The organism is Pigmentiphaga litoralis (assembly GCF_013408655.1).
In the GTDB taxonomy this organism is placed as follows: Bacteria; Pseudomonadota; Gammaproteobacteria; order Burkholderiales; family Burkholderiaceae_B; genus Pigmentiphaga; species Pigmentiphaga litoralis_A.
Genome location: NZ_JACCBP010000002.1, coordinates 93,198 through 105,452, shown reverse-complemented (window position 1 = coordinate 105,452; position 12,255 = coordinate 93,198). Strand labels below are relative to the sequence as shown.

The 12,255-nt window shown below is 64.4% G+C and carries 13 protein-coding genes; 8 read left to right on the top strand and 5 right to left on the bottom strand.

Features of this window, described 5'->3' with window-relative positions; translation table 11 throughout:
- Window positions 1-136 precede the first annotated feature (136 nt).
- Window positions 137-1,162 (top strand): porin, encoded by a 1,026-nt coding sequence (locus HD883_RS20775; protein WP_179588905.1) that lies wholly within the window; start codon window positions 137-139, stop codon window positions 1,160-1,162.
- Window positions 1,163-1,254: 92 nt separating this feature from the next.
- Here the strand turns inward: HD883_RS20775 and HD883_RS20770 are convergent, their stop codons facing one another.
- The 4 genes from HD883_RS20770 to HD883_RS20755 all read right to left on the bottom strand — a co-directional run bounded on the left by HD883_RS20770 (window position 1,255) and on the right by HD883_RS20755 (window position 4,949).
- Window positions 1,255-1,878, bottom strand: a complete 624-nt coding sequence (locus HD883_RS20770) for an N-carbamoylsarcosine amidohydrolase (protein WP_179588904.1) — start codon at window positions 1,876-1,878, stop codon at window positions 1,255-1,257.
- Window positions 1,878-2,924 (bottom strand): 2,5-dihydroxypyridine 5,6-dioxygenase, encoded by a 1,047-nt coding sequence (locus tag HD883_RS20765; protein WP_179588903.1) that lies wholly within the window; start codon window positions 2,922-2,924, stop codon window positions 1,878-1,880. Before HD883_RS20765 ends, HD883_RS20770 begins: the two co-directional genes overlap by 1 nt.
- A 48-nt stretch (window positions 2,925-2,972) precedes the next feature.
- Window positions 2,973-3,848: an alpha/beta fold hydrolase gene (locus tag HD883_RS20760; protein WP_179588902.1), complete on the bottom strand. Its 876-nt coding sequence runs from the start codon at window positions 3,846-3,848 to the stop codon at window positions 2,973-2,975.
- A 138-nt stretch (window positions 3,849-3,986) separates the two neighbouring features.
- Window positions 3,987-4,949 (bottom strand): amidohydrolase family protein, encoded by a 963-nt coding sequence (locus tag HD883_RS20755; RefSeq protein WP_179588901.1) that lies wholly within the window; start codon window positions 4,947-4,949, stop codon window positions 3,987-3,989.
- 381 nt (window positions 4,950-5,330) lie between these two features.
- Between HD883_RS20755 and HD883_RS20750 the strand changes: the two genes are divergently transcribed.
- The 7 genes from HD883_RS20750 to HD883_RS20720 all read left to right on the top strand — a co-directional run bounded on the left by HD883_RS20750 (window position 5,331) and on the right by HD883_RS20720 (window position 11,457).
- Complete coding sequence (locus HD883_RS20750; protein WP_179588900.1) at window positions 5,331-6,353, top strand: ABC transporter substrate-binding protein; 1,023 nt, start codon at window positions 5,331-5,333, stop codon at window positions 6,351-6,353.
- Window positions 6,350-7,129: an ABC transporter ATP-binding protein gene (locus HD883_RS20745; protein ID WP_179588899.1), complete on the top strand. Its 780-nt coding sequence runs from the start codon at window positions 6,350-6,352 to the stop codon at window positions 7,127-7,129. The genes HD883_RS20750 and HD883_RS20745 overlap by 4 nt, the downstream gene beginning before the upstream one ends.
- A 1-nt stretch (window position 7,130) precedes the next feature.
- Window positions 7,131-7,895 carry an ABC transporter permease gene (locus HD883_RS20740; protein ID WP_179588898.1) on the top strand — a complete coding sequence of 255 codons (765 nt, stop codon included), beginning with the start codon at window positions 7,131-7,133 and terminating at the stop codon, window positions 7,893-7,895.
- Window positions 7,896-7,997: 102 nt separating this feature from the next.
- A complete protein-coding gene (locus HD883_RS20735) occupies window positions 7,998-8,303 on the top strand; it encodes a non-heme iron oxygenase ferredoxin subunit (RefSeq protein ID WP_179588897.1) in 306 nt (101 codons plus the stop codon).
- Between the two features lie 9 nt (window positions 8,304-8,312).
- Complete coding sequence (locus HD883_RS20730) at window positions 8,313-9,626, top strand: NAD(P)/FAD-dependent oxidoreductase (RefSeq protein WP_179588896.1); 1,314 nt, start codon at window positions 8,313-8,315, stop codon at window positions 9,624-9,626.
- Between the two features lie 11 nt (window positions 9,627-9,637).
- Window positions 9,638-10,927 (top strand): aromatic ring-hydroxylating dioxygenase subunit alpha, encoded by a 1,290-nt coding sequence (locus tag HD883_RS20725; protein WP_179588895.1) that lies wholly within the window; start codon window positions 9,638-9,640, stop codon window positions 10,925-10,927.
- 5 nt (window positions 10,928-10,932) lie between these two features.
- Window positions 10,933-11,457 (top strand): aromatic-ring-hydroxylating dioxygenase subunit beta, encoded by a 525-nt coding sequence (locus HD883_RS20720; RefSeq protein ID WP_179588894.1) that lies wholly within the window; start codon window positions 10,933-10,935, stop codon window positions 11,455-11,457.
- 68 nt (window positions 11,458-11,525) lie between these two features.
- Here HD883_RS20720 and HD883_RS20715 read toward each other — a convergent pair whose 3' ends face one another.
- Window positions 11,526-12,053, bottom strand: coding sequence for a MarR family winged helix-turn-helix transcriptional regulator (locus HD883_RS20715; RefSeq protein WP_179588893.1), 528 nt, complete (start codon window positions 12,051-12,053; stop codon window positions 11,526-11,528).
- Window positions 12,054-12,255: the final 202 nt, after the last annotated feature.

The window sequence follows — 12,255 nt, the reverse complement described above, 5'->3', positions numbered from 1 at the left end:
GGCTTCCAACGAGGCCAACTAGACCGGGCCCAAGGCAGGGACCGGAACCGACGCTGCGGGCGTGCATCGACCGCCCCCGTCGGCCCCCTGCCCGGCCCGTCTTCCAGACAACAACCATCCGATCCCGGAGATCTTCATGAAGAAAACGCTCATCCTCGCAGCCATCCTGGCCAGCGCAGCAGGTACCGCCCAGGCACAAAGCTCGGTCACGCTCTACGGTCTCGTGGACGCCGGTTTCCTGCATTCGAAGGTTGACGGCCAGAGCTCGCGCAATGCGCTGGACAGCGGCATCCAGAACGACTCGCGCTTCGGCATGCGCGGTTCGGAAGATCTGGGCGGTGGCTTGAAGGCCAACTTCACTCTGGAAAGCGGCATCAACGTCGATGACGGCACGACGACCGGCAGCGGCCTGTTCAACCGTCAGGCATGGGTGGGTCTGTCGCACTCGCGTTTCGGTGAAATGCGTCTGGGCCGCCAGTTCATCCTGGGCTCGGCATTCTTCACGTCGATCGACCCGTTCGGCACCGTGTTCCGCCAGGCCGGTATCGGCTCGACGGTGATCGCCGCCAACCAGGTGCGCAACGACAACACCGCCATGTTCTTCTCGCCGAACTTCGGTGGCCTGCAAGCCGCGATCGGCTACAGCTTCACGCGTTCGGGTCAGGAAGTTCCTGGCAACGCCAACAACAACCGCGCTGTCACGACCGGTGTTCGCTACAACAACGGCCCGATCGAAGCCGCTGTGACGTATGACCGCCTTGACCCGGGTACGGGCGGCGCGAACGGCATCTCGACGCAAGTCGGTGGCGCCTATGACTTCGGCGTCGTGAAGGTCCACGCCCTGTACGCTGACCAGCGCAACATCGCCGTGACCGCCGGTACCGCAGCCACGCCGGCCACCAGCGTGCCGTTCGCATCGAACACCAAGTCGTACATGGTGGGTCTGTCGGCACCGATCGGCGCCGGCCGCGTGTTCGGTTCGTACCAGAAGGCGAAGGACTGGGACATCAAGGGCTACAGCGTCGGCTACACCTACGCACTGTCGCGCCGCACGAACGCCTACGCGTTCTTCAGCGACATCGACAACCTGGGCAGCCGCGCCTCGGTTCGCAACGACATCGGTACCCGCCAGGCCGGTTTCGGCGTGCGCCACATGTTCTAAGAATCTCCGGGGCTTCGGCCCTTGGGATTTGCGGAAAGAAAAAAGCCGGATCGCAAGATCCGGCTTTTTTTCGTCCTGGCGATGCCTGTCGATCAGGCGTCGGCCAGCGCCTGCAAGGCTTCGTCACGCGTCATGACGGTGGCGTACTTCTGGCCCATGTCGAACAGGTTGGCGTCGTGCGGCGCAATCGCGCGGTCACCCACGCAATCGGACAGCACCAGCGGCCGGTAGCCGTACGACATGGCGTCGACCACGCTGGCCCGGACGCAGCCGCTCGTGACCGCACCAGCGATCACCAGAGTCTTGACGCCGCGCTGCGCCAGCCACGCCGTCAGCATGGTGCCAAAGAAGGCCGACGGCACCGTCTTGCGTACCACCAGCTCGCCCTGCGCAGGCGCGAGTTCCGGCACGATCGCGCTGCGCGCTTCGTTTTCCTTCAGGGTCAGCATGCCCGGCACTTTCTGCGCGAACACGTTGTGGTCACCGCCGTCATCGGCGAACACGATGCGGCTGTGCGCCACCGGCCAGCCGCGCTTGCGCGCTTCTTCGAGCAGGGGCACGGTGTTGGCGATGGCTTGGGGAATGTTGCCGCCGCCGAAGATCTCGGGGTCGGCAAAGCCGTTGACGAAGTCAATGATCAGAAGACCGACCGGGCCTTCGAGTTTCAGCGCGGTGCCGAAGCCCTGGCGCTGGTAGGTGTGAACGTCGTTGTTCATCAATTGTCCTGTGGTTGATCCAATACCTTGCCGTTGCGCACCACCGGATCGCCATCCAGGCTGACCGTGCAGTCGCGCAGCGGGATATCGATATGGCAGGCGGTGCTGCGGCTGCCGCCTGCTTCGTTGTTGGGCCCGAGCGAGAACAGGAAGTTGCCTTCGTAGGCGCGCGCGTCCATGCCGATGGTGGCTTCACGATCGTACAACCCCAATGTGGACCAGCGCGCGCGGGGCTGCAGGCCCCAGCCGATGTGCGAGATCGCATAGGCCTCGGGGTCATTGAACGACGACATGTAGTCGCGCAGCAAGGCCGCATCGACCCCGCCTTCGATCTTCGTGGCGTAGCCGTTTTCCACCGTCAGCGTGATGGGCTCGGTCACGTAGCATTTCTGCGGCAGCAGGATGTCGCCCTTGTCGATCACGATGCGGCCCGACGTCTTGCCATCGTCCGGGAAGGTCAGCACGAAGCCGCTCGGCCAGTGGTCCCATCGGCCGGGTTCATCCACGAAACCGTATTCGCTGATGACCGGGAACTGGCCCATCGGGCAGGTCAGTTCCGTGCCGGCACCCGAGGTGACCGTCATGGTCCTGGCGCGCGACAGGCGGGCGTTGGCCTTGGTGACCCGTTCGCGATCGGCTGCCGTCGGCACCAGGCGCACCAGCACTTCGGGCGGCTCCACCGCCAGCAGGATCTTGGTGCCGGTCTTCAGGATGTCGTGCTGCTCGGCCGAGAACAGCAAGGTCATCAGATCCAGCACCAGATCGCTTTCCTTCAACGCGGCAATGGCGGCGTTGTTGCCCGTCAGGGGCGTGGTGCCCAGGTAGGCCAGCGAATCCCGGCTGAGCGCCTTGTCGGCATTGACCGGCAACAGGTCGAGCCGGTTGACCACCGCCCCCAGCGACTGCGCCGCGACCAGCGCGCTCGACAGCGTCTGCGGATGGGTGGCGGCGCCGGTCAGCACCGTGACGGTCTGGCCCGCCTCGAGCTTCGACAGCTTCAGCACCTGGGTCCAGGCGTTGATCATTTCATAGTCACTGACCGGCATGGCGGTTACTCCTGGAAGGTCTAGAGGCGGGGTTCAGGCAACGCGCCATCAGGGCGTGGCGGGCGTGCCCATGGCGGGGTCGTCGTTGGCCGCGCCTGCCTTGCCCAGCGGCGCGCCCAGGAAGGAGCCAAAGGCGGCATAGAAGCCGGCTTCGTCGTCCCACGGAATCATGTGGCCGGCATTGGGGACATGGGCCACTTCGGTGTCGGCGTGCAGCGAGGTGATCTCTTGGATGTCTTCGGGGCGGATCACGTCGCCGCGGCCCGCCACCATCAGCATGACCGGCACGGTCAGCTTGGGCAGGTCGGCATGGATGTCATCGGTCGCGAAGGCTTCGAAACTGGTCAGGATCGCGCTTTCGTTGCAGGTATGCAGCCATTCGGCGCGCAGCGCGCGCTGCTCTTCGGTCCAGGTCGGGCAGAAGGCCAGCATGCCTTCGGCGTCGGTGCCTTGCATGGCCAGGCGGATCGAGTCGATATACCAGGGCAGCTTGGCCGGGTAGGCGCGGCGGCCCGGACCCGACACGGGCGGGTCGATCAGCACCATGCGCTCCAGACCCGCGGGGGCCGTGCGGCCGGCGCGAACCGCGATGCGGCCACCCATCGAATGGCCCACGATCATCCAGCGGTCCAGCTTGAGCGCCTGCGCAAAGGCCAGCACGTCGGCCGCCTGGGCATCCAGGCTGTAGTCCAGGCCGTCTTCGGCCGACGACAGGCCACGGCCGCGCACGTCCAGCACATAGGTGTCGAACTGCTCGCCGAACACCTCGCCCACGAAGCCCCAGGTAATGGCCGGGCTGGTGATGCCGGGGACCAGGATCACGGTGGGACGCGAGGCGCGCGCTTCGGTGGCGCCGCCGTAACGAAGGTAGTGTTGGCGGATGCCATTGGCGTGCACGTTGCCGCCAGCGATGAATGTGCTCAAAAGTTGCTCCTGTTCGCGATGAGGAACGCCTGCGTCAGGCCACGACGACGACACGTCGGGGCCCGAAGGCAGGCGCTGTCTGGGCGGGCCGCCTGCTGCGGCCCCGGTGGCGCGTTGCGGTCTGAAGCTGATGAAGCCTTACAGCTTGAACAGGCGCTCGGCGTTGCCGTGGCAGATCAGGTGACGGGTTGCCTCGTCGAGCGGGGCGGCTTCGATGAAATCGGCCGCGTCGGCGCTCGACTCGTAAGGATAGTCTACCGAGAACATGACGGCTTCGGCACCCATCTCTTCGATCGCGCCCATCAGCGCGCCTGGCGAACAGACGCCCGATGTGGTGATGACGATGTTGCTGCCGATGTATTCCGACGGCTTGCGCTGCAGCGTGATGCCGTGCGGATAGGCCGCGAAGCGGCTGTCGAAACGCCAGCGCTGGTAGGGCAGGCCTTCGCCCATGTGACCAATGACGATCTTCAGGTCCGGGAAGCGGTCGAACACACCGGCGAACAGCAGGCGCAAGGTATGCGTGCCGGTTTCGACGCCCCAGCCCCAGGCCGCGCGGCTGATTTCAGGATGGTCGTTATAGGCGTGCGGCATGATGAACGCATCGGTGGGATGCAGATACATCGGCACGTCCAGCGCCTGCATGCGTTCCCAGAACGCGTCGTACTTGGGCTCGTCCAGGTACACGCCGTTGGTATGACCGTTGACCAGCGAACCCTTGAAGCCAAGGTCGTTCACGCAGCGTTCGAGTTCGTCGGCGGCGGTCTTGGGGTCATGCATGGGCAGCGTGGCGAAGCCGGCATACCGGGTCGGGTGACGCTGCACCTGGCTGGCCAGGAAGTCATTGTTTTCGCGGGCGCGGCGCAAGGCGACGTCGGCATCGGGTTCGGCCTGCACGCCCGGACCGCTTTGCGACAGGATCGCCAGATCAATGCCGGCCGCATCCATTTCGGCCAGGCGCATGTCGTCGAAGTCCGACAGGCGCGAACCGAGTTCGGCGATCTGGACCGGATCGATGTGCTTCAGGAAGCTCGATGAATAACTCTGGAAGCCGGCTCCCATGAAGTGTTCTTCGAACGCAATCTTGCGAATCCTCGTCATTTTCCTCTTCCCCAGGGTGGCCGGTGGCTGGCGGTTGCGGGCGTCTGCCCGTCATCGATTGTCAGTGTACTGATAATAAAGTCTAGCAACGGAAATCGTAAAAGTCCACCTGTCGCACGTGCATGGAATCGGTGCCGGGCCGCGTGCGTCCTCACGGATTCGGTGCGCGGCGGCTCCCGTTTCTGGTGCGCCTACCCCGGGCATCCCCTAGCGCCGCACGCCGTTGACCCTGTCCAAGTCCGTCAGTATGCTCACCATATGTTCAGTGTACTAACGAACAATTCAGTATACGTACAGACTTGCAGGCAGGCTGCGCGCGGCATTGGCATGCAGATTGCTTGATGGCCCCATCCGAATTTCCTTTCCTTCCTCGAGGTCGCCATGCTCCAGAAAATGATTTCCACGATTGCCGGCGCAGGCGCCATCGGTCTGCTGGGATTCTGTCTGTCCACCCCCGCCATGGCGCAGACGGCCGAGCCGCTGCGGGTGCGCCTGGACTGGACACCGTGGGGCGTGCAGGCGCCATTCCACCTGGCGCAGCAAAAGGGCTGGTTCAAGCAGGCGGGCCTCGATGTCATGCTGGAAGACGGCAACGGGTCGGTCACCACGGTGCAGATCGTCGGATCGGGCGACAGTTTTGAAGTGGGCCATGCCGCGCTGGCATCCATGATGATTGCGCGCGACAAGGGCCTGCCGGTCAAGGCCGTGGCCGTGTTTGCGCGCCAGAGCGACATCGGTCTTCTGGTGCCCGAAGGCAGCGGCATTACCGGCCCGGCCCAGCTCAAGGGCAAGAAGATCGCGTACACGGCGGGCTCGCTTGAAGCGCCGTTTGTCGACGCCTTCCTGGCGGCCGGCAAGCTCAAGCGCACCGACGTGGAACTGTTGAACGTGGACGCCGCCAGCAAGGCGACGACCTATGCCGTCGGCCGCGCCGATGCGGCGTTCTCGACCATTCCTTTCTTCTTGCCGTCGGTTTCGAAGCAACGGCCATCACAAGCCGTGCGGTTTGCCGACTATGGCCTGAACATGCCCAGCTTCGGCCTGTTCGCCAGCGAAGCCAAGCTGGCCAGCAAGCGTGACGCGATCAGCCGCTTTGCCAGCGTGACGGCCATGGCCTGGGAATACATCCACGCCGGCCACCAGGACGAAGCGGTTGACGCGATCGTCGCGCAGCGTCCGCAGGCACGCCTGGACAAGACCGTCCTGCGCGGCCAGATCGATGCGCTCAAGCCTTACTTTGGCACGGGTGGGCGGGTGGGTGCGATGGTGCCCGCCGATTGGGCCGATGCGGTCAAGACGCTGTCGTCGGTCGGCCTGATCGGCACGACCCGCGCCGCCAACGACTACTACGTCGACGGCCTGGCCACGCCCGAAAAATTCAGCGCGCTGGCCACCAAGAAATGAGTGGTTCGGTTCACGCAGCAGGCGTACACAAGCAGTATCCCGGACCGCGCGGCGTCCAGGCGCTGGCGGGCATCGACGCGGACATTCCGCAGGGCCGCTTCGTCAGCATCCTGGGCCCCAGCGGCTGTGGCAAGAGCACTTTCCTGCGCTGCGTAGCCGGCCTGGAAACCATTACGGACGGCACGCTGGAAGTGCATGGCAAGCCCGTGCGCGGCGCGCCCGACGGCATCGGCATCGTGTTCCAGCGCGACGCCCTGCTCGACTGGCGCAGCATCCGCAGCAACATCCTGCTGCCCGTGGAATTCGCGCACAAGCCGGTTGCGCGGTATGCCGAAAAAGTCGATCACCTGCTGGCGCTGACCAAGCTGACCGACTTTGCCAACAGCTATCCGCGTGAACTGTCGGGCGGCATGCGCCAGCGCGCCGCGATCTGCCGCGCCCTGGTGGATGACCCCGAACTGTTGTTGATGGATGAGCCCTTTGGCGCGCTGGACGCATTGACGCGTGATCAGATGAATGTGGAGTTGCAGCGGATCTGGATGGAAACGCGCAACACCGTCATGTTCGTGACGCACGGCATTGCCGAAGCGGTGTTCCTGGGCGACGTGGTGATGGTGTTCTCGCCGCGCCCCGGCCGTATTGTCGAGACGATCACCATTGACCTGCCCCGCCCTCGTCCGCTCGCCATCCGCGAAACGCCCGAATTCGGCAAGTATGTCGCGCACATTCGCGGCCTGTTCCAGGACATGGGACTGATCGACGAGAAGAAGGCCTGACATGCGCGAGTCCCGTTATTCCAGCACCCTGGCCGGCCTGTTCTCGACCGTGGTCGTGCTGCTGTTGTGGGAAGCCGCCGGCCGCCTGTTGCAGGTGCGGCCCATCATGCTGCCCCTGCCGTCCGCCATCCTGATGGAACTGGGCGCCGAGTTTCCCTGGTACATGGGCCACGCGGCCTACACCTTGCTGACCACGATGGGCGGCTTTCTGCTGTCGGTGATCGGCGGCGTGGCGATCGCGGCCGTCATTGTCGGATCCCGGACGTTCGAACGCTTCGTGTGGCCGGTCATCGTGGCCTTCAACAGCGTACCCAAGGTCGCCATCGCACCCCTGTTCGTGATCTGGATGGGCACCGGCGCCGAACCGAAAGTCGCCATTGCCTTCCTGATCGCCGTGTTCGCGATCATCGTCGATACCGTCCATGGTTTGCGTTCGGTGCCGCCCGACGTGACGGACCTGTCGCGCGTGCTGAAGGGGTCGGCGTGGGACGTGTTCTGGAAGGTGAAGCTGCCGTGTGCCTTGCCGTCGATCGTGACGGGCATGAAGGTCGCGATATCCCTGGCGCTGGTCGGTGCGATCGTGGGCGAATTCGTGTCGTCGCAACGCGGCCTGGGCTACGTGATCATGAGCGCGCAAGGCACGTTCGACACGGTGCGCGTGTTTGCCGCGCTGTTCATTCTTGCGATCATGGGCATGGTGCTGTACGGCGCGCTGGTGCTGCTGGAACGCCGCGCCACGCCCTGGCGGAACGACCCGTCGCATTGAGCGGAAAGCTGGCGCGCACAAATCGCCCGCGCCATCTTCCATTCGGCAATAATCTCAGTATACTGACGATTATTAGTCAGCATACTTACAGATAGGTTTATTATGGCCTGGATCAAAGTCGCAAATGCCGATCAGCTGCAGAACGGCGACGTGATCGGCGTGCATGCCGGTCAGGCGCACATCGCGCTCTACCGCGACGACGACAGCTACTTCGCGACCGACAACGTCTGTACGCACCAGTACGCGCTGCTGTCCGACGGCTACATGGAAGACGGCTGCATCGAATGCCCGCTGCACCAGGCCACCTTCGACATCCGCACCGGCAAGGCCCAATGCGCGCCGGCGACCAAGGACCTGGTGACGTACCCGGTCAAGGTCGAGGGCGACGACGTGCTGGTCGACGCATAAAGGCACGCCATGAGCGCCGATACCCCCCTCAACGATTCCGCTGCCAAGCCCATCCTGATCATCGGGGCGGGTCAGGCTGGCGCCACCGCCGCGGCCACGCTGCGCCAGCTGGGCCACACCGGTGGCATCGTCATGCTCGGCAGCGAAGCGCATGCCCCGTACGAACGCCCGCCGCTGTCCAAGTCGGTGCTGAGCGGTGAGCAGGCCGACCACGAGATCGGCGTGCACCCCACGGCGTTCTACGACGAGAACACCATCGACCTGCACCTGGGCCGCACCATTGCCTCGCTGGACGTGGCGGCCTCGGTCGCGCACGACAGCGCAGGCGAAACGATTGCCTACAGCCATTGCCTGATCGCCACCGGCGGCACCGCGCGCGAACTGCCCGAACTGCCGGCTGGCACGCCTGGCGTGCACTATATCCGTTCGCTGGACGACGCCCGTGGCCTGCGCGCCGCGCTGGCCGCCCTGCCTGCGGGCGAGACCGTGCTGGTCATTGGCGGCGGCTTTCTGGGCCTGGAAACGGCATCGACGGCACTGACGCTGGGCCGCCGGGTGGTCCTGGTCGAAGCCGGCAGCCGCCTGCTGGAACGCGCCGTGCCGCCCGCCCTGTCGGAATGGCTGTCGGCCCGCGCGCGGCACGCCGGCGTGGACCTGCGGCTGGGCCGCCGTATCGCCAAGCTGACCCATACCCCCGACGGCACCTCATTGATGCTGGATGATGGCGCCGAAGTGTCGGCCAGCCTGACCGTCGTCGCGATCGGGCTTGTGCCCGACACGGCCCTGGCTGACGCCGCCGGCATTGCCGTGCACCCGGTCAATCGCGGGGTGCGCATCGACGCGCAGTGCCGCACCAACATTGCCAACGTGTTTGCCGCGGGTGACTGCGCGTCGCAATTCCAGCCGCTGTTCAAGCAGGAAATGCGGATGGAGTCGTGGCAAAGCGCGAATGAACAGGCCCGCCTGGCCGCCGCCGCCATGTTGGGCGTGGACACCGCGCCGCAGGCCGTGCCGTGGTTCTGGACGGACCAGTTCGGCTGCAACTTCCAGATGCTGGGCGCGTACGACCCGGCCCTGGACTACATCCTGCGCGGCAATGCCGATCCGGACGCGGCCGCGCCCAAGTTCCTGCTGCTCGGCCTGGACAACGGCCACCTGCGCCATGGCATTGCCGTGAACGCCGGCGGCGACCTGCGCCAGCTGCGGGTGCTGATCGAAAAAGACCTTCCCTGCGCGCCCGCGGCGCTTCAGGACACGACGCTGAATCTGCGGCAACTGGTGCGCGACGCTGTCGCCGCGTCGCCCGCCGCGCCCCTTCCCTGACAGGAATCGCCATGTATAACGCCCACGCAGTCATCAACCGGACGCTCGGCCACAAGGATGCGGAGCTTTCCTCCTATGCCTGGCCCGAAGACGCGCTGCACGAAATCCCGGACTGGATCTACACCAGCAATGCCGTGTACGACCAGGAATTGCAGAAGATCTTCAAAGGCCGGGTCTGGAACTTTGTCGGCCTGGAAGCCGAAGTGCCGAACGCCGGCGACTACAAGCGCTCGTACGTTGGCGCAACGCCCGTGGTCATGTCGCGCGCCGAAGACGGCTCGGTCAACGTGTTCGAGAACCGCTGCGCGCATCGCGGCGCCGAGTTCTGTCGCAACAGCCAGGGCAACGCAAAAGAGTTCGTGTGCCCCTATCACCAGTGGTCGTATGACCTGAAGGGCAACCTGCAGGGCGTGCCCTTCAAGCGCGGCGTGAACCGGATCGGCGGCATGCCCAAGGACTTCAAGAACGAAGACCACGGCCTGCTCAAGCTGCACACCACGACCTACAACGGCGTGGTGTTCGCGTCCTATCACGACGACGTCGAACCGATCCCCGAATACCTGACGCCCGAAATCCTGAAGGACTTCGATCATGTGTTCAACGGCAAGAAGCTGAAGATCCTTGGGTATTACAAGAACGAGCTGCCCTGCAACTGGAAGATGTATCACGAGAACCTGAAGGATCCGTATCACGCGACCCTGCTGCACTCGTTCCTGGTGGTGTTCGGCCTGCTGGTGGCGGGCAATGATTCGGCCATGATCGCCGACCCCGTGCATGGCCGCCACGGCACCATGGCGTCGGCCAAGAAAGAAGACAAGTACGCCGAAGTCAGCAGCGAGAACAAGAAGGAAATGCGTTCGTACCATGAAGGCATGCGCCTGCAGGACGACCGCTTCCTGGAATACATCAAGGAAACGGATTCGCGCTGGTCCGTGACGATGCAGACGATCTGGCCCAACCTGGTCGTTCAACGCGAGATGAACACGCTGGGCGTGCGCCACATCGTGCCCAACGGTCCGGACAGCATGCTGATGATGTGGACCATGTTCGGCTACGAAGACGACACCGAAGAAATGACGCAGCACCGTCTGCGCCAGGGCAACCTGATGGGCCCGGCCGGCTTCCTGGGCCTGGAAGACAACGAGGCCATGAAGTTCGTGCAGGAAGGCGTGCGCCGCACCAGCACCGACGTCAACGTGCTGAAACTGGAGTCGGGCCACGTGGGCACCAGCGAGACGCTGATCTCGGAAGCGGCCATCCGTGCCATGTACCAATACTATCGCGGCGTCATGGGATTCTGACCGTTATGACCTTCACTACGACTTCACTGTTTCACGCGTCGACGCTGGCGCCTGCCCGCGCGCTGGAGTTGCGCCAGCACGTCGAGACCTTCCATGCCGACTACTGCGCGACCCTGGATTCGGGATCGCTGGAAGACTGGCCCGAGTTCTTTACCGAGCAAGGCATCTACCGGGTGACGGCGCGCGAAAACGCCGAACTGGGGTTGCCTGTGGGCCTGGTGTATTGCGAAGGCAAGGGCATGCTGCAGGACCGCGCGGTCGCGATCAACCGCACGCAGATGTTCGCACCCCGCTACATGCTGCATCTGGTGACCAACACGCGGGTGACGGCCGAAGAGGCCGATGGGGCGATCGTTGCGCAAGCCAACTTTCTGTTGATGCAGACGCTGGTGGAAGGCCCGACCACGGTGCACATGGCCGGCACCTATCACGACGTGTTCGTGAGGGAAGGCGATCGACTGCTGTTGAAGGACCGCCAGGTGATCTACGACAGCACCATCATCGCCAACGACCTGGTGTATCCGGTCTGACCGGATTCCGGCTTGCCGGAAGGGAAAGAAAAAGCCGCGGGGCGCGATGCACCCCGCGGCTTTTTTTATCAGCTGCGCAGCGCGGCGCGGCTGTACTGGTTGTTGGCTTCCACCAGTTGCGAGACCAGCTTCATGAATGTTTTCTGCTGCGCGTCGGTCAGGGGGCTGAGCATGCGTTCCTGCGCGCGGACCATGTCGGCATGCATGGCGTTGACGGCGCTTTTGCCCTCGCGCGTGAGGAAGACATGACGCGTGCGGCGGTCGGCTTCGTTCTCGCGGCGTTCGAGCAGGCCCCGCTCTTCAAGGCGGCGCACGACGTCGGCCGTGGTGGTGCGATCCAGTCCCACTTCCTGGCCCAGCGCAGTCTGGTCCAGGCCAGGCATGACGGCCAGCGCCGACAGGATGGCGTATTGCACGGGCGTGGTGTTCGACGATTTGCACTCTTCGAAGAACATGGCCACGTGGATCTGGTGCAGCCGGCGCACGAGGAAGCCGGGCCGCGCCCACAGCAGTTCCTTGGCGGGATCGACAACAGCCGCCGCCGCGGGCTTGCTGGATTTCTTCTTGACTGCGGGTCGGCTGGTGCTCGACGACATGAGAGTGCCCGGGGTTATTAGTATGCTGAAGATTATAACCGCCGGCACCCGCGCCAGCAGGCCGAATACGCCCGAAATACGGCCGATGTGCGGCCAGGGGCGCCGCGATTCGTGGTTGTCCGGATGAATGCGCGGCATACGTCGTATATGCTCAGTATGCTGATAATCCGTTGGTACGCGTATCGCCGCGTCTGGCATGTCC

Coding starts and splice junctions, on each gene's coding strand:
- HD883_RS20775 (WP_179588905.1), top strand. CDS start 137: ATGAAGAAAACGCTCATCCTCGCAGCCATCCTGGCCAGCGCAGCAGGT.
- HD883_RS20770 (WP_179588904.1), bottom strand. CDS start 1,878: ATGAACAACGACGTTCACACCTACCAGCGCCAGGGCTTCGGCACCGCG.
- HD883_RS20765 (WP_179588903.1), bottom strand. CDS start 2,924: ATGCCGGTCAGTGACTATGAAATGATCAACGCCTGGACCCAGGTGCTG.
- HD883_RS20755 (WP_179588901.1), bottom strand. CDS start 4,949: ATGACGAGGATTCGCAAGATTGCGTTCGAAGAACACTTCATGGGAGCC.
- HD883_RS20750 (WP_179588900.1), top strand. CDS start 5,331: ATGCTCCAGAAAATGATTTCCACGATTGCCGGCGCAGGCGCCATCGGT.
- HD883_RS20745 (WP_179588899.1), top strand. CDS start 6,350: ATGAGTGGTTCGGTTCACGCAGCAGGCGTACACAAGCAGTATCCCGGA.
- HD883_RS20740 (WP_179588898.1), top strand. CDS start 7,131: ATGCGCGAGTCCCGTTATTCCAGCACCCTGGCCGGCCTGTTCTCGACC.
- HD883_RS20735 (WP_179588897.1), top strand. CDS start 7,998: ATGGCCTGGATCAAAGTCGCAAATGCCGATCAGCTGCAGAACGGCGAC.
- HD883_RS20730 (WP_179588896.1), top strand. CDS start 8,313: ATGAGCGCCGATACCCCCCTCAACGATTCCGCTGCCAAGCCCATCCTG.
- HD883_RS20725 (WP_179588895.1), top strand. CDS start 9,638: ATGTATAACGCCCACGCAGTCATCAACCGGACGCTCGGCCACAAGGAT.
- HD883_RS20720 (WP_179588894.1), top strand. CDS start 10,933: ATGACCTTCACTACGACTTCACTGTTTCACGCGTCGACGCTGGCGCCT.
- HD883_RS20715 (WP_179588893.1), bottom strand. CDS start 12,053: ATGTCGTCGAGCACCAGCCGACCCGCAGTCAAGAAGAAATCCAGCAAG.